This is a genomic window from Micromonospora sp. NPDC050417 (assembly GCF_044458865.1).
Lineage (GTDB): Bacteria > Actinomycetota > Actinomycetes > Mycobacteriales > Micromonosporaceae > Micromonospora_G.
Window position 1 is genome coordinate 20,615 of sequence record NZ_JBITIH010000040.1, and the last position, 19,448, is coordinate 40,062.

18 protein-coding genes and 1 pseudogene are annotated in these 19,448 nt (G+C 69.1%); 8 read left to right on the plus strand and 11 right to left on the minus strand.

All coding sequences use genetic code 11. The features are described from left to right. Positions 1 to 68 precede the first annotated feature (68 nt). The 3 genes from ACIBF5_RS31300 to ACIBF5_RS31310 are packed head-to-tail and all read right to left on the minus strand — an operon-like array spanning position 69 to position 1,141. The gene (locus ACIBF5_RS31300; RefSeq protein ID WP_396816493.1) at positions 69 to 500 is read right to left on the minus strand and encodes an SHOCT-like domain-containing protein; all 432 of its coding nucleotides are present in this window, start codon (positions 498 to 500) and stop codon (positions 69 to 71) included. A 21-nt stretch (positions 501 to 521) separates the two neighbouring features. Continuing rightward, the gene (locus ACIBF5_RS31305) at positions 522 to 782 is read right to left on the minus strand and encodes a hypothetical protein (RefSeq protein ID WP_396816494.1); all 261 of its coding nucleotides are present in this window, start codon (positions 780 to 782) and stop codon (positions 522 to 524) included. Then, positions 779 to 1,141, minus strand: a complete 363-nt coding sequence (locus ACIBF5_RS31310) for a DUF2089 domain-containing protein (protein WP_396816495.1) — start codon at positions 1,139 to 1,141, stop codon at positions 779 to 781. Before ACIBF5_RS31310 ends, ACIBF5_RS31305 begins: the two co-directional genes overlap by 4 nt. A 1,507-nt stretch (positions 1,142 to 2,648) precedes the next feature. Here ACIBF5_RS31310 and ACIBF5_RS31315 point away from each other — a divergent pair. Continuing rightward, positions 2,649 to 4,814 carry a WXG100 family type VII secretion target gene (locus tag ACIBF5_RS31315; RefSeq protein ID WP_396816496.1) on the plus strand — a complete coding sequence of 722 codons (2,166 nt, stop codon included), beginning with the start codon at positions 2,649 to 2,651 and terminating at the stop codon, positions 4,812 to 4,814. Between the two features lie 122 nt (positions 4,815 to 4,936). Here ACIBF5_RS31315 and ACIBF5_RS31320 read toward each other — a convergent pair whose 3' ends face one another. Both ACIBF5_RS31320 and ACIBF5_RS31325 read right to left on the minus strand, forming a co-directional pair. Then, positions 4,937 to 5,746: a TrmH family RNA methyltransferase gene (locus tag ACIBF5_RS31320; RefSeq protein WP_396816497.1), complete on the minus strand. Its 810-nt coding sequence runs from the start codon at positions 5,744 to 5,746 to the stop codon at positions 4,937 to 4,939. Between the two features lie 89 nt (positions 5,747 to 5,835). Further along, positions 5,836 to 6,168, minus strand: a complete 333-nt coding sequence (locus ACIBF5_RS31325) for a nuclear transport factor 2 family protein (RefSeq protein WP_396816498.1) — start codon at positions 6,166 to 6,168, stop codon at positions 5,836 to 5,838. A 271-nt stretch (positions 6,169 to 6,439) separates the two neighbouring features. Between ACIBF5_RS31325 and ACIBF5_RS31330 the strand changes: the two genes are divergently transcribed. Next, positions 6,440 to 6,715 (plus strand): hypothetical protein, encoded by a 276-nt coding sequence (locus tag ACIBF5_RS31330; protein ID WP_396816499.1) that lies wholly within the window; start codon positions 6,440 to 6,442, stop codon positions 6,713 to 6,715. Beyond that, positions 6,715 to 7,650, plus strand: a complete 936-nt coding sequence (locus ACIBF5_RS31335) for a hypothetical protein (RefSeq protein ID WP_396816500.1) — start codon at positions 6,715 to 6,717, stop codon at positions 7,648 to 7,650. Before ACIBF5_RS31330 ends, ACIBF5_RS31335 begins: the two co-directional genes overlap by 1 nt. A 22-nt stretch (positions 7,651 to 7,672) precedes the next feature. On the opposite strand, the gene ACIBF5_RS31340 is transcribed toward ACIBF5_RS31335, so the two are convergent. Beyond that, a complete protein-coding gene (locus ACIBF5_RS31340; protein ID WP_396816501.1) occupies positions 7,673 to 9,109 on the minus strand; it encodes an MFS transporter in 1,437 nt (478 codons plus the stop codon). Positions 9,110 to 9,272: 163 nt separating this feature from the next. Between ACIBF5_RS31340 and ACIBF5_RS31345 the strand changes: the two genes are divergently transcribed. Genes ACIBF5_RS31345 through ACIBF5_RS31355 form a run of 3 tightly spaced genes read left to right on the plus strand, consistent with a single transcriptional unit; the run spans position 9,273 to position 11,017 of the window. Then, on the plus strand, positions 9,273 to 9,734 hold the full coding sequence (locus tag ACIBF5_RS31345) for an SRPBCC domain-containing protein (protein ID WP_396816502.1): 462 nt from the start codon (positions 9,273 to 9,275) through the stop codon (positions 9,732 to 9,734). Positions 9,735 to 9,788: 54 nt separating this feature from the next. Beyond that, positions 9,789 to 10,673 carry a mechanosensitive ion channel family protein gene (locus ACIBF5_RS31350; RefSeq protein WP_396816503.1) on the plus strand — a complete coding sequence of 295 codons (885 nt, stop codon included), beginning with the start codon at positions 9,789 to 9,791 and terminating at the stop codon, positions 10,671 to 10,673. Continuing rightward, a complete protein-coding gene (locus ACIBF5_RS31355) occupies positions 10,673 to 11,017 on the plus strand; it encodes a hypothetical protein (RefSeq protein WP_396816504.1) in 345 nt (114 codons plus the stop codon). Before ACIBF5_RS31350 ends, ACIBF5_RS31355 begins: the two co-directional genes overlap by 1 nt. Positions 11,018 to 11,057: 40 nt before the next feature. On the opposite strand, the gene ACIBF5_RS31360 is transcribed toward ACIBF5_RS31355, so the two are convergent. Then, positions 11,058 to 11,585 carry a universal stress protein gene (locus ACIBF5_RS31360; protein ID WP_396816505.1) on the minus strand — a complete coding sequence of 176 codons (528 nt, stop codon included), beginning with the start codon at positions 11,583 to 11,585 and terminating at the stop codon, positions 11,058 to 11,060. A 227-nt stretch (positions 11,586 to 11,812) separates the two neighbouring features. On the opposite strand from ACIBF5_RS31360, the gene ACIBF5_RS31365 reads away from it, so the two are divergent. Next, positions 11,813 to 11,962, plus strand: coding sequence for a hypothetical protein (locus ACIBF5_RS31365; protein WP_396816506.1), 150 nt, complete (start codon positions 11,813 to 11,815; stop codon positions 11,960 to 11,962). 88 nt (positions 11,963 to 12,050) lie between these two features. On the opposite strand, the gene ACIBF5_RS31370 is transcribed toward ACIBF5_RS31365, so the two are convergent. The 3 genes from ACIBF5_RS31370 to ACIBF5_RS31380 all read right to left on the minus strand — a co-directional run bounded on the left by ACIBF5_RS31370 (position 12,051) and on the right by ACIBF5_RS31380 (position 16,161). Beyond that, the gene (locus ACIBF5_RS31370) at positions 12,051 to 12,548 is read right to left on the minus strand and encodes a hypothetical protein (protein ID WP_396816507.1); all 498 of its coding nucleotides are present in this window, start codon (positions 12,546 to 12,548) and stop codon (positions 12,051 to 12,053) included. 182 nt (positions 12,549 to 12,730) lie between these two features. Next, entirely contained in the window at positions 12,731 to 15,175 is a 2,445-nt protein-coding gene (locus tag ACIBF5_RS31375) for a CehA/McbA family metallohydrolase (RefSeq protein WP_396816508.1), read from the minus strand. A gap of 401 nt (positions 15,176 to 15,576) precedes the next feature. After that, positions 15,577 to 16,161 carry a CGNR zinc finger domain-containing protein gene (locus tag ACIBF5_RS31380; RefSeq protein WP_396816509.1) on the minus strand — a complete coding sequence of 195 codons (585 nt, stop codon included), beginning with the start codon at positions 16,159 to 16,161 and terminating at the stop codon, positions 15,577 to 15,579. A gap of 81 nt (positions 16,162 to 16,242) precedes the next feature. Between ACIBF5_RS31380 and ACIBF5_RS31385 the strand changes: the two genes are divergently transcribed. Further along, positions 16,243 to 17,118, plus strand: coding sequence for an alpha/beta fold hydrolase (locus tag ACIBF5_RS31385; RefSeq protein ID WP_396816510.1), 876 nt, complete (start codon positions 16,243 to 16,245; stop codon positions 17,116 to 17,118). 70 nt (positions 17,119 to 17,188) lie between these two features. Here ACIBF5_RS31385 and ACIBF5_RS31390 read toward each other — a convergent pair. Continuing rightward, a pseudogene (locus tag ACIBF5_RS31390) lies at positions 17,189 to 19,448 on the minus strand (peptidase S8); the annotation flags it as partial.

The following is a 19,448-nucleotide window of genomic DNA, read 5'->3' on the forward strand; positions in this document are numbered from 1 at the left end:
AACGGCCGAGTGGGCCGGACGGCCAGCCGACCCCGTGGTCCGGGCGGCCGTCCGGCGCCGTGGTGGTGTTACTCGCAGAACACCTGCACCTTGTTGTCGGCGTCGTCGACGTCAACGGTCAGCTCGTCGAGCTGCTCGATGAGCTCCTCGATGTGCTGCGGCTTGAGCTGGGTGAGGTCGATCGGCACCCCCGACTTGTCCAGCTTCGCGTTGAGCTGGGTGAGCGCCTGCGGAGGGATGAGGCTCGTGAGCCGGACCCCGGCGCGCAGCAGTTGCAGGGGGACCCGGACGTTGATCCGGCTTGCCCCGTCACCGCCGGGGTTGTCCTCGGAGCTCACCACCACCCGCAGATACTTCGGACGGGGTTTCGGGCGGGGCGCGGCTCCCGGCGGCGACTCGGGCTGTTCTCGTTCGAGGGCGTTGATCAGCCGCTCGGCCTCGTCTGCGGTGATCTTGCCCTCGGCCAGCATCTCCAGGATCTGGCGGCGCTGCTCGTTCATTGTTGCTCCTCCCCTTCTGACTTATCTGATGCTGACGAGCACGGCCATCCGGCCGTCCTCAAGCTCGAACCGACTGCCGGGCAGCGCCCAGAGCAGTCGTCCGAAGCCGCGCAGCGCGCCCACCGGGCTCACCCGGAAGACAAGACACGCGACCAGTCCGCCCAGCGCGGCGAGCAGCAGCAGCGGTGACAGCACCAACACCACCGGCAGGACCGGGACGTAGAACCGCCGCCACCGGCCGTCGGGACGGCGGTAACGCGCCGTCACCAGTTGCGGGATCATCGGGACCGCTCCAACTCGGCCAGTGCCTCCTCGACGCCGATCTCGCCTCGCCTCAGGCGGTCGACGACGTCGGCGCCGCTGGGCGCCGGGTCGGTGTCGACGAAGTCGAGGTGCTCGGCGATCCGGTTCAGCCGGGACTTGATCGTCGGATAGCTCACTCCGAAGATCCGCTCCATCTCCTTGATCGAACCGTGCGACCGTACGAACGCGGCAACGAACACCTGGTCGTCGGCGCTGAGCTGAGCCAGTTGCGGCGGCTCGAACTGACCCTCGACCACGATGCCGCTGCCGGCGAGGCGGACCCGTTCGACCACGAACGACTGCCCGTGCGTCAGGTCCGTCAGTTCCTGCCAGTCCACCCTCAACTCCCTTACTCCCGGCGACATGCTTGCCCATTATTTGTATCTTGACTTTCTTAATCCGTCAACACGGAAACCTTGATTTTATCAATCTTGATCTTGCGATTCCTGTGTCGCCGAGTCCCGCGTCCAGGGCTCGCCCCGTCCTCGCGGTCGACCCCCACGACCGGCAAGCCCTTGGGTCGGTCGGCAGCGCAGTCGTCCGAGCCGACAGGTTGTCGACGTACTCCCGGTCCGGCGGGCGGGCAGCCGGCAACCATCGCCCACGATCCCGTGGTACGCCTGGCACTCCTTGGTTCATCCACCAACGCAGGACCTCGACGGCGTGCCGACCGAGTTCCGGCGCCCCATCGCCCGGGTTGGACCTTGGTGCCGGGCCTCTTCGACGCCGACGAGGTTGCCGCCTTCGAGCACAAGGTCATGACCGCCTGTCGCTGGCCCGTCAACGAACATCTCCGGGCGACTCACCCGAACTGGCTCCAGCAAGGCCAGCGCCCGCAGCGGACCAGCGAGGGGACTCATCGTCTCTCGCCGGGACGAGGAGCAGCAGAAGCTACCTGATCGGGTTCTGTCGCCGACGGAGCCTGAACGCCCGCACCGTTCGACGGCAGCCGACCGGTGCTCATCGACACCGTCAAGGTCTGGTTGTCAGACCATTCCCCCGGTACCCCCCGGCCATCGACCCCAAGAGTTAACCAATAATTCACTCTGGATTATCTGTGACGCCTCGTGAAAGATGACTGAGGTCTCTAAGGGGTCAGGGCGGCCGGGGGTAGTACATGGACGGGATCCGGGATGCACGCAGGGCTCGGCCTACGGAACGGCGCACAGTGCACGGTCCGGTCACAGTCACCATCGATACTAGTGGATTTCTGGCATGGGTGATCGGCACCAGCCGGCGGTCTGGATGAGTTGGTCGGCGCCGGTGGCGAGCTTCGGCGCGCGGTCGAGGGCGGTCGGACTGATACCGGGCCAACCTGGCCGCGCCGCCGCCCAGGGCCCGATCAGCGTGCCAGGTCGCCGCGCTAGGTCCTGGGTCAAAGTCGTGGTCGAGCCGAGGCGGAGTCCAGGCGGTGATCCGGCAAGGCGTCCGTTCGTTCGGACACCGTTACGGTGTCCGAACGGGACGGCGACGCCGCCAGTCGGCGGCCGGACCCGTGGTAGGCCGGCCAGTGGCTTTGACGCAGGGCCTCTCCGGATTCCGGTTCCACTCCGGAGCACGGCTTACACCAGGGTGCGGCCGGGGCGCGGCCGATTGTCCGACGAGGCGACCGAGCAGGCAACACCGGCTCGACTCGAACGCCGGACCGCGATGGTCCGGCGCACTCTACGCCCTCGTCGATGCACGAGCTCTCGCCCGTAGTGACCAGAAGGTGATCACCGGCCCACGCCGGGGTCATCGGATTACCCGCCGACTTCTCGCCGCGGCCGTACGGCCCGGCGCCCGTCTCGCCATCAATGGCGACCCACCGACCACTGATGACGCTGTACCAATTCGGAGAGTTCGATGACGCAGCCAAACCCCCCGACTGGCCTGAATGACGTCACCTGGGAGGACGGTCTGATGGCCGTCCTGAAGGCGGAACCCATAGACCGCAACAGGTTCTACGACCATCCGTGGATCAGCCTGGTCGATTCTCGGGTGATCGGCGTTGAGGACGACGTTCCCCCGCCAGGTCAAAACGAGTTCTTCGCCGCCCATCTGATCAATGATGCTCCAAATTCGGGAGACTTGAGATATTTGCTGCTCAGGGCGCGGGTCGACTGGTATGTGCCCTACAGCACCCATGCGCCCCACGAGTATTTCTGGAACGAGTTCTGGAACCATTCCCGAGACATCCTGGCCGCACCGCCGACACCACTGCCGCTGGATCCAGAGTCGTTTCACAGAGTGGCGGAGTCGATGTACAACCTGGCGATGTGGTTGGACGACGCCAGGGCGCAGTTGCGCACAGAGATCGATGATCTGGACAGCGGTAAGTCGGGGTTCGCGGGTTCGGCGGCACAGGCGTATCGCGAGTCGTTGGTGGACCTGGAGCAGGAAATGCGGCTGCTGCGGAACGACCTGGAGTCGAACAAGAACTGGCCGGAAATGCTGCACAAAAACGGGGATGCCGCGACGGCATTTTCGCGAGAGGTGCGGAGGGCCTGGTCCGAGTGGTCAAGCACCGCGATCAATCAGCCAAGCGAGATGATCCGCCGAATGTTGGACCAGATGGCGGCGCAGCTCGCGACGTCGTTGCCCGACCGGCCACTGGAGCTGGACTTCGGGGGTGGGACGAGGTTGTACCGGTTCACGGATCCCGGGGTGATCGCCACGTTGGACCGGGATCTACACGACTACTTCCTGGAAAGGGTCACTCTGCTCGATCAGGAGATGCGCACCCACTTCGGCAATCTGCGGGATAGTTTCGACGAGACGTCCGCCAATTTGTTGGATCCGCTGGCAGCTCCGTTGCCGTCGCCGGGGGGCAATGGTGGTGGGCCGAACATCAACGGGCTCAACACCGGTGGTCTCGGCGGCGGCGGATCGAACACCAACGGGCTCAACACCGGCGGACTCGGCGGGCTGGGCACCGGTGGTCTCGGCGGTGGCGGATCGAACACCGACGGACTCAACACCGGTGACCTCGGCGGACTGGGCACCGGCGGTCTCGGCGGCGGCGGATCGAACACCGACGGACTCAACACCGGTGACCTCGGCGGACTGGGCACCGGCGGACTCGGCACCGGCGGACTCGGCGGGCTGGGTGGTGGGCTGGACGGATCCGAACTGCCTGGTAGCAGTTTCGACGGCGGTCTGCCGGGCACTGGCGCGGGCGGCTCCGACCTCGGCGGATTGGGCGGATCGGCTGGTGGTCCCGGCGTTATCCCCGGCGGTGGGCTTGTCGGTGGTCCGGGTCTCGGTGGCCTGCCGTCGTTGGGCGGCGGGCGTCCGACGACGGGTCGGGACGAGCCTGGCGTCGGTTCGGGTGGAATAGGTGGTGGCAACGGCGATTTCCAGGAGGGTCCGAGCGCGCTCGATCCGGACGACCTGCCGAGTGGAATTGACACGGGATCTGGCGGATCATTGCCTGGTCTGGGCGGCTCGTCTGGTTCGGGCATCGGTGGTTCGCTCCCGGGCCTGGACGGTGGTTCGTCGGGTGCCGGTGGTCTGGCGGGTATCCCGGGTGATGGTGCCGGTGGTGATTTCTTCGGGGGCGCTGCGGGCAGCGACGGGACAAGCGACGGTTGGCTTGGCACCGGTTGGAAGCCCGGTTCGGGTGTAGCGCCGCCAACGGGTGGTGTGCAGATCGGTCCACTGGGCACCGGTGGCGGAGGTCTGGGTCTGGCGGGACTGGCGACGGCCGCGGCGGCAGGTGCCGCCGGTGGTGCGTTGGCCTCAGGTGCGGCAGGCATGTCTGGGATGGGTGCCCCGATGATGCCGCCAATGATGCCGCCGATGGGCGGTATGGGCGCGGGCGGTCAACAGGAGAAGGACCGGGAGCGGAAGACGTGGTTGACCGAAGAGGAGGAGGTCTGGGGTACGGATCCGGACGTGGGGCCATCGGTCATCGGCCGGGACGAAACTCTGGAGGATGCCGGTGTGGAGCTGACTCAGCCGTCCGTGTCGCAGAAACCCGTTTCGCCGTACCGGCCCGCACGCGGTAACGGGCAGCAGAGTTACAGTTAGTGATAGTGCGATCGATGCCAATCCTGGCTGAGTTACCCGTCGGGTCCGGCTCGTGGAGAGTCGGAGAGTCGGACCCGGAGCCGACGGGGATTGTCGCCTCGCGCCGGCTGTCCCCGCTTCCGCTACACCAGGTCCTCGCGGCCCAGTTCCCAGAAGGCGACGGCCGCTGCGGCTGCCACGTTCAGCGAGTCGACGCCGCGCCGCATCGGAAGTGACACGCGTACGTCGCTCGCGGTCTGGGCCGCCGCGGTGAGGCCGGGGCCCTCGGCGCCCAGGAGCAACGCCGCCCGCTCCCGCTGCGCCGGGGTGAGCCGCTGCATCGGTACGGCGTCCGGGGCCGGCGTCATGGCGAGCACGGTGAAGCCCGCCTCCCGTACCTGGTCCAGACCCTCCGGCCAGCGCTCGAACTTGGCGTACGGAACCGCGAACACCTCACCCATGCTCACCCGTACGCTGCGCCGGTAGAGCGGGTCGGCGCAGGTGGGTGACAGGAGAACCGCGTCGATGCCGAGCGCTGCCGCTCCCCGGTAGATGGCCCCGAGATTCGTATGGTTGTTGACGTCTTCCAATATCGCCACCCGGCGGGCGGTGTGCAGTACCTCGGCGACGGTCGGCAGCTCCCGCCGGTGGAACGAGGCGAGCACGCCCCGGTGCACGTGGAATCCGGTCGCCTTCTCCAGCACGTCAGGGGTGGCGGCGTAGACCGGCGCGTCCCCGGTGTCGAGGTCGCCGAGTTGGTCGACCCGCTTCGCGTCCACCAGGAACGAGCGCGGCGGGTAGCCGGCCCGCAGCGCCCGCCGCAGGACCAGTTCGCCTTCGGCGATGAACAGGCCGTGCGGCGGTTCCCAACGGGTACGCAGCTCGACGTCGGTCAGCGCGCGGTAGTCGGCGATCCGTTCGTCGGCGGGGTCGGTGATCTCCAGGACGGGCACGCCGCCGATTCTCTCCCGCCGCCGTCATCGACCGGGCGGCTCCCCCTCCCGCTGCTGTTCCGGTCACCCCGCGGATGGTGCTGATGCCGTCAGGGGGCGATCTCCAGACGTGCGATGAGGTTGTCGCGGAGGATGAACCGGAACGTGAGGTCGACGGTGTTGCCGGGGAAGTTGCCTTCGAGGCGGGCGGTGACGAGGTAGCCGTCCGGCCCGTCCGGCTCCGCGCTCAGGACCTCGACGGTGTACTCGTACGCCGTGGCGACCTCGTCGCGCCACTGGCGGATCTCGGCCCGACCTCGGTGGGTCCGGCCCTCGTCGAGCACGACGGCGTCCTCCGCGAAGCTGGCCACCAGCGCGTCCCGGTCGCCGTTCTCGGTGGCCGCGAAGTACCCGGTGACGGCTGGGGGAACTGGTACGGACATGCCACTGCCTCCTCATCGTCGGCGGGTACCTCAATGACCCGCACGCGCGCTATACGGCTAACTATAGCGCTGTTGCGCCGGGTGGCCGGACACTCGCGGAAACGCCCGTGATCCGAGACGTTTCAGCAGCTCATCGCGGTTGAGGAGAACACAAAACGGACACGGGAGCGTCGCGATCTGTACAGAGGGCTTCCGGCCACATCCCTCTCAGGCGTTGGCTGGACGCACGGCCGATCGACTCGACCGGAGCTGACTGTCGAAGGGAACGAACATGGCTGCTCCGACCATCACCAGCGCGACGTTGAACAAGAGCACCTTCGCCCCGGGCGAAACCATGATCCTCACCGTGGTGGGAACGGACGCCGACGAAGAGGTGATCGAAATCAGCCTCTCGGTACGGAGCCAGACCTCCGGCGCCACCGCCGCACCGGTCCTGGTGACCACGATCCTCGACGAGTTGCAATCCGTCGCCACCGACTCCGCCAACCGGAGCTGGACCCAGATCGCCCGTACGGGCTCCACCTTCGTCCTGACCAGCGTCGCATAATGCCCACCGTCACCGTACGGCTGCGGAACCGAGCCTCCGGCGTGCTCTCCGCACCGGTCACACTCCCCTACGACGTCGGCATCACACACGGGCAGCAGCTCACCCGGACCAACATCGGCCCGATCGGGCCACTACAGCCCTCCGGCCCGATCGTCACCTCCCGGGACGGTCAGGTGTTCGACAACCTCGACATCGCCGGCTCGCTCGACGTACGCCACGACGTGACGCTACGCAACTGCCAGATCGTCGGCGCCCTCGGCCAGGGCAACGCCGCGTACACCATCAAGCACCAGCGGGATCTGGGCCGGAAGCTGACCCTGCGCAACTGCCGCATCATCACCCGGTCGCCGAACACCAAGGGGCTGGTCTCCTGGGGCAACGGCCAGACCGACGCGGCCGACACCCTCTTCCTCGGCGGTACGGACAACGTCTACCTCAAACCCGGCACCGCACCCGCGAGCGGGTTCGCACACACCTTCACCCGCTGCTTCTTCGGTGACGTGCAACGAACCCCGGGCAGCCACTCCGACTGCTTCCAGATCGACGGCGGCGACGGTGGGGTGCTGCTCGACCGCTGCTCGATCAACAGCTTCAGCCTGGAGACCGGTGAGGATCCCACCACCGCCCAGGCTTCGGTCGACTCGCGGGCATCCGGCGGGCTCATCCTGACCTACCCGTCCGGCACCCCGGACCAGATCCGCCGGGTCCAGGCGCTCAACTGCTACTTCGACGGCGGCAACTACACCCTCGACACCGCCCCGCCGGACGGGCCCGACCCGACCGACATCGTGCTCACCGGCAACACCTTCGGCCTGCACCACACGTACGGCCCGATCCGGATCGGGCCGGGTCAGGTCACCCGCGACAACACCTGGGCGGTGTCGGGGGTGACGACCACCGGCCGTACCGTCGTGGCCGGCCGGCCGGTCGACTAACGCCGGACCCGGCGGTCGCCCGTCAGCGGGACGGGCCGACACCCGCCGGCACGTCGTCGGTCGCCCGTCTCTCGGGGGCGCCGAGGGTGCGGTCGACGAGGGCGAGCAGGGCGGCCACACCGGTAGCGCCGATGATCAGCCAGCCGATGGTGTGGATGCCACCGTCGGTCGGGCGGTCGCCGAAGGTGAGCCCGATGACACCGGAGGAGACGATCGCCCCGAGGTAGATCGAGGTACGGGAGAGCCCGGACGCGACCCCGAGCTGGTCGGCCGGGGCCTGACGGTAGAGCGCGGCCTGGTTTGCCACCGAGGCGAGCCCCTGCGGTACGCCGAAGAGGGCGGCGACGCCGAGCAGCAGCCAGACTGGCGCGCCCGAGGTGAGGGTGACGAGAAACAACCCGCCGAGGCAGGGCAGCAGCCCGGCGAGGACGAGCGGCCGGCGCAGCGCGGTGGCGCGGGCGATCACCAGCGAGGCGACACCGGCGAGGAGCGCGGTGGGCAGTTGCAGGAACCCGGCGGTGTCGCTGCTGAATCCCGCCGCGCCCTGGAGCCACTGGCTGAAGCCGTACGTCATCGAGTACACAGAGAAGTAGACCAGGAACAGCCGGGCGTAGGTGCGGCTCAACGCGGCGTTGCGGCCGAGCATGCGCAGGTCGAGGAAGGGCTTCGGGCGGCGCAGTTCCCAGTAGGCGAGCAGGCCCGCGAGCAGGATCGCGACAGCGGGCAGCCACCAGTGCCCCGAGCCCGGGTCGAGCAGGAAGACGAGCAGGGCGGCAATGGTGCCGGCGAACAGCAGGATGCCGACCGGGTCGATCGAGGTCAGCAGCGGTACGTCCCGCGACACCGCCGGTCGGGTCCGGTCCGACGGCAACCAGAACACGCTCATGGCCATGGCGAGGATCGCCAGCGGCACGTTCACCAGGAAGATCGCCCGCCAGTCCAGCGCCTCGATGAGCACGCCCCCGAGGACCGGGCCGACCGCGCCGATGGTCAGGCTCGCGATGGAGATCGCGGAGAGCAGGGCCGGCGGCGTCGGCACGTCGAGCCGGGCCGCCCGGTCGCGGATCAGGGTCAGGGCCGAGGGGTACGCGGCGGAGGTGCCGACGCCGATCAGCACCCGGGCAGCCACGACACCGGCGAAGGTGCGGTCCAGGACCGGCAGCAGGCCACCGACCAGTACGAGAACCAGGCCGACCAGGTAGATCCGCTTTGGCCCGAGCAGGTCGGCGAGCTTTCCCATCGTCGGCTGCGCGACGGAGCTCGCCAGGTAGAGACCCGAGACCAGCCAGATCACCGTTGACGACGCGATGCCGAAGTCGCGGGCGATCGGCACCAGCGCGACCGCGATCATGGTGGTGTTGATCGGGTTGAGCACTGGTCCGATCAACACCGGGGCGATGAACCGGAGACCGAAGCCGCTCTGGCTCAGGCTGGTGGAGTCGGGGAGGCGAGGGCTCACCCCGCCTCCACCGCCACCCGCTCCGCGACCATCCGGCAAGTCTGCTCCGGAGACGCCGGTCACACGGTCGCGCCCTACCGGGCCAGCAGGTCACGCGCCCTACCGGGCCAGCAGGTCACGCAGGGCCTTGGAAGATAGGTTGACCCGTATGTCTTCCACGTAGGTGAGCCAGCACGTCGCGGCGCCGCGTTCCGCCGTCTACCGGGCGCTGCTCGATCCGGACGCGATCGCACAGTGGCGTGTGCCCGACGGCATGAGCAGCCAGGTGCACGAGTTCGAGGCCCGCGAAGGCGGCTCGTTCCGCGTGTCGCTCACGTACGACAGTCCGGAGGCCGCCGGTAAGTCGACCCCGCACACCGACACGTACCACGGGCGCTTCCTCCAACTCGTAACCGACGAGCGGGTGGTCGAGGTGGTGGAGTTCGAGACCACCGATCCCGCAATGCTCGGCACGATGACGATGACGACCACGCTCACCGACTCCGGCGGCGGCACCGACGTCCTCGTCGTACACGAGGGCATTCCCGACGGTGTCGCCGCCCACGACAACGAGACCGGCACCCGGATGGCGCTGGCGAACCTCGCCCGGCTCGTCGAAAGTTTCCCGTCAGGTTCGTTCGGGTAGACATCGCATCGCCGCGCGGCGATGCGTGCCGCGCCCCGAGGACAGTAGACGTCGATGAATCTCGCTCTTGCCCCCATGACCGACATCACCACCTGGGTACGCGGCAGCGGCTTGGAGATCGTGCTGTTCGTCCTCGGGGTGATCCTCGCGTCGCGTGCCGTCAGGTGGGCGGGCGCGGCGATCACGGACCGGATCGACGCGAAGGTCGCCGACGGTGCCGGACTGGTCCGCTCCGAGTCGGCGAAGCACGCCCACGTCGTCGCGCAGGTGAGCATGTGGGCCGTGATCGTGCTGCTCTACTGCGTCGCCGCCGTCCTGACACTCCAGCGTCTCGGCGTGCCGATCACCAGCCTCGTCGCACCGGCCGCGGTGGTCGGCGTGGCCCTCGGCTTCGGCGCCCAGCGGCTCGTCCAGGACATCCTCGCCGGGGTCTTCATCATCACCGAACGCCAGTACGGCTTCGGTGACGTGGTCCGCATCTCCGCACTGGGATCGGAAGTCGGTGTGAGCGGCACCGTCGAGGAGGTGACCCTGCGGATCACCCGACTCCGCACCGTCAACGGCGAGGTGGTGATCGTGGCGAACGGGCAGATCGTGCAGGTGACGAACCAGTCCCGGGACTGGGCCCGCGCGGTCATCGACGTCCCGGTGCCGAGCACGGTCGACGTCGCTCGGGTCCGGGAGATCCTGAGCCGGGTGGGCACCGAGGCCCGCGACGACCAGGAACTGGGACCGCTGCTCCTGGACCCGCCATCCGTGCTGGGAGTGGAGAGCCTGGAGGTCGACACCCTGCACGTACGCATGGTCGCCCGGACGTTGCCCGGCAAACAGTTCACCGTCGGCCGGGAACTACGGGCAAGGGTCGCGCTCGCCTTCCAGGCCGAGGGGATCAACGTGTCGACCAGCCTCGAAACCCCCGAGCCGGTAGGAGCGAGCTGATGCCGCGCACCCACCCGCTGCCCGGGAACATCCGCGTGTCGACGGTGCTGCTCGCCGTACTGTTCGTCGTCACTCTGGCGACGTACCTGCTCGTACGACCGGTGCCGCCGTCCGTCGCCGACACCGGACCCCCGGCCCCGGTGACCCGGACCGGCCAGCCCTCGACATCACCGACTCCGACCAGGAGATCCGCGACACCGCCGGCTCCGACCGACGAGCCCGACGAGACACCGGCACCGGACGTACGCGGTCCGACGGCACCGACCGCGACTCCCAGCCGTGTCACCACGGTTTCACCGTCACCGTCGGACATGCCGACCTCGTCGGCGTCCCCACCGGGATAGCGGAACGGCGGCCTCGCCCGGGACAACGGAACGGCGGTCTTCAGGCGATGGGACGTCGCGCCAGGCGTTCGAGGTCACGTTCGATCTCGTGGGCGACGCGCCGGATCGTCGCCGCGCGCACCCATCCTGGCGGGGGCACCACGACAATCGGGACCCTGGCCCGGGCCAGGCAGTAACGCGTGACCGGACCGTTGCTCCGGCCGAACCGCGCCGACCTCCCGCCGACGACGAGCAGATCCGCCTCCGACCCGGCGTATCCGAGCAGCGACGGCCCGGGATCCCCCTCGGGGACCATGATCTCCACCGGGAGATCGTCCGGGAATGCCCCGAACGCGTTCGTGAACGCCGTCATCACGTGCCGGTGCGCGCCTCGGGCGAACTCGTCCCGCAACCGCTGCGCCCCACGGGCGGAATCCCGCCACGGGTTCGGCACAGCCCAGGCCCGCACCGCCCGCAACGGACGACGTGACGCCCGCGCGTGGGCCACCGCGAAGCGCAGCGCCTGCATGCCTCCGAGCGACGCGTCGACACCGACGACAACCCGACCGGCGGCAGCGGTGACGTCCATTCCACTCCCTCTCGCCACACCTCCATGTCACCGCTGTCGCGACTGTTTGCCGAGGGATTCTCACGGAACCGATACGCCGAACCGTCGGTTCTCTACGCCGTCTTGACGCGACAACGCAGACGCTCGCCTACATCGACGATCACGGATGCAGACCGTCCAGAAGGTCGCGCGTCAATAATGCGTGAAGGAGTATTGCCATCACGGCTGACCTGGCTGACCATCATGCGATGACCACATCGGCGAGCCCGTCCCCTTCCACCAACGACATGAAGGAGAAGGGCGATCCTCCGCCCAGCGCCGCAGTCGAGGTGCGCGGGGTGCTCGCGGCGGTCGCGCTGGTCTGCCTCCTCGCGCTGATCACCGCCGCGTTCCGCTGACCCCGGGCCGGCGTACGCCGTAGGAGACCCTGACCGGTGCCGGTCGTGGGCGGCTCGGCGGACCGGCGCCGCCCACGACGTCGTCTGCTCAACCGGCGGCGGTCGCGGCGACCAGTTCGAGGGAACGTACCCGGGTGTCCGGGTGGTAGACGGGGTGGAGAGCATCAGCTCGTCCGCGCCGGTCTGCGCGGCCACCCTGGAGAGCCGGCGGCACACCGTCTCCGGGGAACCATGCGCCTGAGTGGCCCAGCGCCTCGACGGCGTTGCCGGGCCGGATGTGGTGCGCGAAGGCGATCGGCAGTCCCAACCCGGCGACGAGTTCGGCGCCCGCGACACTCGACGAGAGCAACCAGGGCGTGGGTACGTCCTCGGCGCCCGGCAGCACCCGCCCACCGCTCGCCTCGGCCAGGTGGTCAAGCAGTTCGATCAGGTCCGCTCGGTACTCGGCTTCCGTCCCCGGGTCGGCGCCCCGCCGCAGGGCACTGATGGTGTCGGGGCACTCGTGCCGGGCCCCCGGGCCACACCGAGGTCGCTCCGCCCCGGGCGCAGGGCGGCCAGTGTCGTGATGTGCACGGTAGCCGATCACGCTACCGCGACCCGCCGACCGGTTTCCGCCGGATTGATCCAGTCTTCCCGTTGCCCAGGGATGGGCACCGACCGACGCGAGTGGGGCGCTCCGCCGCCCGGAACGCCCCACTCGCATGGTGATGGTGGTGGTTAACAGGGGCCCCTTCCTATACCGAAAGCGATAACAAGGGGCCCTTCCTTCTATCCGATCAGGTAGATCTCTTGGGTGTGGTCGCGCTGGGTACGCTCGGCCGCCCGGTCACTCGTGAAGACCACGGTTCCGTTGTCGATCGCCGGCCACGTGCCGTTGCCGCGCGTGCTGAGCTGGACCGCCGGGGTCCAGCCCGACGCCGCCCGACGGGCCGTGAAGATCTTCCAGCGCCAGTCGGCGGAGCGGGAGTCGTACCAGACCGCCCGTACCGAGCCGTCGGAGTCCACGCCGAGCCGGGGACGCTGACTCATGGCGTTGGGGTCGAGGCCGACCGTCTCGGCGGCCGACCACGTCTTGCCGTCCGTCGACCGGCTCGCCCGCAGCGAGAGATTCGCCCCGGAGGCGGAGAGCGCCTTGGTCTCCCAGATGACGACGAGGGCACCGTCCCGGTCCACCGCGATGTCCGGGTGCCGGTCGGCCGCGTTGTCGTTCGCGCTGACCCGTACCGGCGTGCCCCAGGCTGCCGACGGCTTGGCGCGAACCGCCGCCAGGATCTCCCAGTTGTCCGGGTTGGTGCCTCCGCTGGCGGGCTGACCGGCGGGCGGGGTGTGACCGGTCCAGCCCGCGTCGGGGTCGAACCGGTTGTCCTGCCAGGTCACGACGATGCCCCGGTGCTTGGTCACCGCGACCGAGGGGAAGAGCGAGGCCGGGTGGATGGGCGAGCGGGCGTCGTCGGGCGTACCGGCAACGATGACCTTACCGGCGGCGGAGATGTTCACCGGAGCACGGTCGACACCGACCACCTGGACGTAGACGTCGAACGCGCCGCTGGTGTTCTGCGCCCAGGCCACCACCGGGTGCCGGCCGTCGAACAGGGCGATGGCGGGCTGCTCGGCGCGCCCCTTCCCGTTGCTGAGCTTCACCGCGGAGTCGAAGCTCTTGCCACCGTTGCGGCTGTGGCGCAGGTAGATCTCCGGCCGGTGGGGCTGCTCGTGGCCGCGCGCGTCCTGCCACACGACCCAGACGTCGTCGCCGGAGGCGACGACCCGGGGGGCCCGGGCCGTACCGGAGGCGTCGGAGAGCACCAGGCCCTTGTCCGCGTGCTTGTCGCCGTGCCCGTCCAGCCTGCGGTACACCACGGACGTACGGTGGTCCTCGTGCACCTGGGCGACCACGTGCGTGACCCGCCCCGCCACCGCGACGTCGGCGAATCCGGCGAACCCGCCCTGCTCACCGAGGACCAGACTGGCACGGTCGTTGCCGCTGGCGGGACGCGGCAGGGCGATCTCGGGCGCCGCCTCGGCGGCCCGCTTCACCGACACGAACACCGGCGACGTGGCGCCCCGTAGCTGGTCGGGCAGGTTCGGGTCGGCGTCCCGGCCGGAGAGTTCACCCGGACCGCGCACCTCCACCCGGTACCAGGTGTGGTCTCCGCTCAGCGTGAGCGGCAGCAGGTAGGTCTGGTTGGCCTTGGTGGGCACGAAGGTCGCGACCGGGCCGGCCGAGCGGCCCGGCGCGGCGTAGACGAGCACCCGCATACCGACGGCGGACTTGGCCCGGACCCGCAGCGTGGCCCGCTTCGAGAGGTGACGGTCCTTGACGATCACCTCGTCGCCACCGATGGCCTCGAACCGGCCATCGCCGTCGACGTCGGCCTCGATCGTGACGAACGGACCGTCCGGGCTCAGCGACACGGTCGTCCGACCGGCCTTGAGCGCGTCGAGGATGGCGCGGACCGAGCGTTCGGCGGCGAAGACCCAGGTGGTCGGTCGGCCGGGGGCGCTGGCCGGGCGGAGCTCCTTGAAGTGGCTGTCGCTCGCCGCTACCGCACCGAAGCGGAAACCGTGGTTCCAGCGGTTCTCGGCGTACTCGATCTCGGTGTCGGGGTCACAGCTGGCGTTCCAGACCTCGACCGTGTCGACCCCCTGCACGCTGGCGTTCTCGTTCGGACCGGCGGCGGTGGTGTACTCGCCGTCGTCCGGGTGGGCGATCGACCAGACCGCGTCCTGCGCGTGTGCGTCCCAGATCGACTGCTGTACGTGACGGAACGGCGCGGATCCCGGCGGGTTCGCGCCGTCCACCACGGTGTCGACCGCGCCGAGCACGATGGCGTGGGGTGACCCGTTCGCCTCCTCGCCGGTGAGCAGGAGCAGCCGGTTCGACGTCCAGAGCGGGTCCCAGTGCTGGTCGAACGTGCGGTGGTCGGTCAGCGGCATGAAGGCCAGGCCGACCGACTCGGCGTAACCGATCTGGTCACTGACCGGCAGGTTTCCCGGGTCCCGCTGGTCCGACAGTTGGCGCGGGGCGCTGCCGTCCGACGAGTGGTCGTCGTGGACGTGGGTGTCACCCGCCAGCCAGACGCCCTTCGGCTCGTCGTGCCCGCCGGGCTTGCGCTCCTCGCCGCTGTCCGCCCAGGCCGCCGTCCCGGGCAGAAGTCCGGCGGCGGCGACGACAGCGCCACCGACGGCGATGAACTGTCTGCGGTCTAGTTCCATCTGGTCCCCATTTCCTACGAACCCGCCTCGGCGGCAGCACGCGGACCTGCTGGTACGCAGCGCCCGACGGATTCGATCAACGTCATGCGCGGACGACGCTAGCCACCCGAAGTGGTGCACCAGGTGAATCGGAAGTAACACCAAAATGGCGAGGATCGTAGCTACCTACCAGTACGACCTAAATCCCAATCAACTAGGCGAAACCGCGCCGCCATCGAAGGGTGTCTCCTGAGCACGATGCCGCCCCCGCCTGGTGGGCGGGCTGTTCGGCGCTCCACCCCATCAGCGGCAGCGCCGTGTGTCGCACCAGGCTCGGGGTAACCGGCCACTCAGGCGAGGTGGGGTGGTTTGGTGGATTCGTCTGCTCGACTCCCGCCGCTGAGCCGACACCGCGACGAGAACTACGACAGTTCCGGCCTGTGCCGCTGGTAGTAACGCGCCACCCTGGACCGGTTGCCGCAGCGGGCGGGTGAGCACCAGCGTCGGCGCGGGTGGGCGGGGAGGAACACCATCACGCACTCCGTCGCCTCACACTCCCGAATGCGACCGGCGGCCGGATCGGCGAGCAGGCCGGCGGCGGCCTCGGCGAAGACCGCGGCGAGCCGCTGACCGAGCGGGCCGTCGCGTCGGGCTGTCAGGGTGATCGACTCCCCGGCCCAGCCCAGTTCCCGGATCGGGGGCGCGGCACGTTGCGCGTCGTTGAGCCCGCGCAACGCGGCGACCGGGGGACGGGTGTCGAGCCGTACGGCGTGGATGGCGGCGCTGACGTGCTCGCGTACCGCCCGTACGGCAGCGAGGTCTTCCTCGGTGACCGTGGCCAGTTCGGCAGGGGTCAGCTCGGGCAGCCGCTCGACCTGCGCGGCCAGCCAGGCGGCGAGTTGGTCGGGCGTACCGAGGAGGTCGACCGGGCCGTTGGACCCGTTGGGGCGGGTGTTGACCAGGTCCAGTGCCAGTGGCTCACCGGTCATCGGCAGGGCGTCCTTCATCTCACTAATGCTACATGCCCTACATCATGCGTTAGTCTCCCCAGCTAGCTAATGCATCATTGACCCAGGAAGGCATGTGAGATGGCGATCAACGCCGTTGCCCGCACCGTTCACCGGCACGTCGACGTCGACGGGGTCCGGGTCTTCTACCGCGAATCGGTGCCAGCACGACCGGATGCCCCGGTCCTGCTGCTCCTGCACGGATTTCCCTCCGCCTCACACCAGTACCGTCGGCTCATCGACACGCTCGGCACGCAGTACCGGCTGATCGCCCCCGACTACCCCGGCTTCGGCCACACCGAGGCCCCGACCGACTTCACCTACACCTTCGACCGACTCGCCGACATCACCGAGGGCTTCGTGACCCGGCTCGGGCTGACCCGATTCGCGATGTACGTCTTTGACTTCGGCGCCCCGGTCGGTTTCCGGATCGCCACTCGGCACCCCGACCGGATCGCCGGCCTGGTGGTGCAGAACGGCAACGCCTACGAGGAAGGGCTGTCGGACTTCGCCCGCGACGTCATCGCCCTCCGACCGGAAACGCCCGGCGCCGAGCAGAAGCTCCGTGACCTGATGACCCTGCCGACCACCCGAGGACAGTACGAGGGCGGCACCGGCGAACCAGAACGAATCGCCCCCGACGGTTGGACCCTCGACCAGCACTTCCTGGACCTGCCCGGGCGCAAGGAGGCACAGCTCGCCCTCTTCCTCGACTACCGGAACAACGTCGCGCTCTACCCCCGGTGGCAGGCGTGGCTACGCGAGTACGCCCCGCCGACCCTGATCGTCTGGGGTCGCAACGACCTGTTCTTCCCCGCGCCCGGCGCCCACGCCTACCTGCGGGATCTGCCCGACGCCGAACTGCACGTCCTCGACACCGGGCACTTCGCCCTGGAAGAGAAGCTGGACGAGATCGCGCCACTGATCGCCCACTGGCTCGACCGTACCGTGGCCTGATCCCGGCACCGAGGGTCAGCTAGCACCGCGGGCGGGGCGACCACACCGGGTCGCCCCGCCCGACGAGCTGTCAGCTCAGGCCGTACGCCCGGATCACGGTCTGGGTGACCGCGTTGCCGGACTCGTCGGTGGCCCGCACCCGCAGCGAAACGGTGCCCCTGCCCTCCGGAATGCTGGCCCGGAACTCGGGACCCTTCCCGGAGACCGTGACCTTCTTCCAGGTCTTGCCCTCGTTGAAGGAGACCTCGGCGGTCAGGGTGGTGCCCTCGGGCGCCCCCAGGCCGTTCTGGTTACGCACGCTCAGGCGGAGCGTGTGCTCCCGGTTGACCGTCTCACCGGTCAGGTCGACCGGTGTGTCGTAGTCGACCTGGAGCAGCGGCAACGGCCGGGCCTTGTCGCCCGGTCGTTGTCCGGAGCGAAAGTCCCACACCGTCTCGGTACGGGTACCCCAACGCCACTCCGCACTGGAACGCTCGGTGTTCAGCACCAGCCGGTACCACGCCTGGGCGGCGGTGGTGGTGACGTCCTGACGGGCATTGGGCAGTTCGGCCAGGAGCTTGCCGTCCCGCCACAGCTTCGCGTCGACCTGGGTCCCCTCACCGATGGTGTAGTGGCCCTCGGCGTCGACGAACTCGGGCACCCGCAGCGCGAGCGTGTTCCCCGTCCGGGTCGAGACCAACTCCGGTACGCCCTTCGGCGACGCCGGCCGAACCACCGGGCTGTACCAGCTCTCCTTGCTCTTGCCGGGACGGTAACTGGTGGGCAGCTCGACCATTCCGGTCACCAGCGGGGCGTCCCAGTCGGGACCCGGCACCCAGTCCTCCGACACCCGGTGCTGCCAGATCGAGTCCCCGGTGGTCACCCACTCCTGGCGTACCGTCGGGGTCGCGACGTAGCGGGACTTGTCGCTCCAGGCGAAGGTCTGCCAGGGGCGCCAGCCGAACCGCTGCTCCTTCGCCCACGGGGCGCCACCGTTGTCGGTGTAGCTGGTGGTGATCTGTGCCGAGTTCTGCTCGGTCACCCGGTAGACGACCTGCTCCGGAATCCGACCGACCTCCACGTGCTGTACGTCGTACAGGTAGGGGCTGGAGGTGGTGAGGGTCAGGTCGATCGTGGCCGGCTGGCCCTTGGACGCGCGGTCGATGAGCCTCGCCCCCGTCTCCGCCGCCACCGCCAGCAACGGAATCGCCTCCTTGGGGTTCTGTAGCGGTTGCCACACCGTCCACAACGGCACGGTGGGCGGGCGCACCATCAGGGTGGCCTCGGCGCCGGCCTCGGCCGCCGCCTTGTTCACCGAGGGCTCCGACCCCGGACCGTTCGACTGGATCAGCACGGCCGCACCCTTCACCTTCGCCTTCTTCAGCTCCGCCGGGGTGCCCCGGCCGGCGTAGACCAGCGGGAGGGTGCGCTTTCCGTCGTACGCCGGAGACCGCGCGGTCATGTTCATGTTGAACGGACCGGGCACCCCGGGGACCCTGGCCTGGACCATCGGAGCGACCAGTTGCCAACGGGACGAGAACTCGAACTCGCCGCTCGACACCGCCTTCGTCGGCGTGACGTTGACCTGTCTGACTCCGCTGTACTGCCAGGTGCCGAGGTTGATCTGTCGGCCGCTGCCGGTCACCCGGTGCATGTAGAAGCTCAGCACCGCCTGCTGCTCGCTCGGCTTCGGCGTCTCGATCCGGATCGGGGTGCCCTTGCGGGCGTCGATCACCACCTCCATGTCCCGGTCGACCAGCACTTCGGGGTCGATGATCGTGGTGACCTGGATGTACTGCCGGTTGCTGAGGTCCTCGATCCAGGCGTCCAGCAGGTAGGTGCCCTCTTCGACCGTCTCGGTCCAGGTGGAGAGGGGGAACGAACGGATGATGTCCTCGTTCGCGTTGTCACCCATGAACTGGACGACATTCGCGCGGCCCGGATTGCCCGCCCGGTCCAGCACATGGAACGTCACGGTGTGCCGGGGTCCCGCGACGGTGACCGCCAGGGCGGTGGTGGTGAGGACGCCGTCCGGTCCGGTCGCGGTGATCCAGCCGCCGTACTGGCCCCGGGTGAGTGTGGCCGGGTCGGCGGTGACCGGCACGTTCACCGATCCGCGGGCGGGTACGGTCACCGTGTTGGTGCCGATCGTGATGGCCGTGGTCTCCGGGGCGCCGGTGGCGAGGTTCGACACCTCCGTGGCGAGGGTGAGGGTCACCGGTGCCGTGCCGTCGTTGGTGTACGTCACCGTACGAGTCACCGGAGCCGTACCGGAAACGTTCTGGACCTGTAGACCGAAGTCGGCCACCCCGGTCGCGAAGACCCGCTGACCGACCGCACGGGCGACATCG

Excerpts from the sequence above, each read along its gene's own strand:
- ACIBF5_RS31300 (WP_396816493.1), bottom strand. The coding sequence starts at position 500 with ATGAACGAGCAGCGCCGCCAGATCCTGGAGATGCTGGCCGAGGGCAAG.
- ACIBF5_RS31305 (WP_396816494.1), bottom strand. The coding sequence starts at position 782 with ATGATCCCGCAACTGGTGACGGCGCGTTACCGCCGTCCCGACGGCCGG.
- ACIBF5_RS31315 (WP_396816496.1), top strand. The coding sequence starts at position 2,649 with ATGACGCAGCCAAACCCCCCGACTGGCCTGAATGACGTCACCTGGGAG.
- ACIBF5_RS31325 (WP_396816498.1), bottom strand. The coding sequence starts at position 6,168 with ATGTCCGTACCAGTTCCCCCAGCCGTCACCGGGTACTTCGCGGCCACC.
- ACIBF5_RS31330 (WP_396816499.1), top strand. The coding sequence starts at position 6,440 with ATGGCTGCTCCGACCATCACCAGCGCGACGTTGAACAAGAGCACCTTC.
- ACIBF5_RS31335 (WP_396816500.1), top strand. The coding sequence starts at position 6,715 with ATGCCCACCGTCACCGTACGGCTGCGGAACCGAGCCTCCGGCGTGCTC.
- ACIBF5_RS31350 (WP_396816503.1), top strand. The coding sequence starts at position 9,789 with ATGAATCTCGCTCTTGCCCCCATGACCGACATCACCACCTGGGTACGC.
- ACIBF5_RS31355 (WP_396816504.1), top strand. The coding sequence starts at position 10,673 with ATGCCGCGCACCCACCCGCTGCCCGGGAACATCCGCGTGTCGACGGTG.
- ACIBF5_RS31360 (WP_396816505.1), bottom strand. The coding sequence starts at position 11,585 with ATGGACGTCACCGCTGCCGCCGGTCGGGTTGTCGTCGGTGTCGACGCG.
- ACIBF5_RS31365 (WP_396816506.1), top strand. The coding sequence starts at position 11,813 with ATGACCACATCGGCGAGCCCGTCCCCTTCCACCAACGACATGAAGGAG.
- ACIBF5_RS31375 (WP_396816508.1), bottom strand. The coding sequence starts at position 15,175 with ATGGAACTAGACCGCAGACAGTTCATCGCCGTCGGTGGCGCTGTCGTC.
- ACIBF5_RS31380 (WP_396816509.1), bottom strand. The coding sequence starts at position 16,161 with ATGAAGGACGCCCTGCCGATGACCGGTGAGCCACTGGCACTGGACCTG.
- ACIBF5_RS31385 (WP_396816510.1), top strand. The coding sequence starts at position 16,243 with ATGGCGATCAACGCCGTTGCCCGCACCGTTCACCGGCACGTCGACGTC.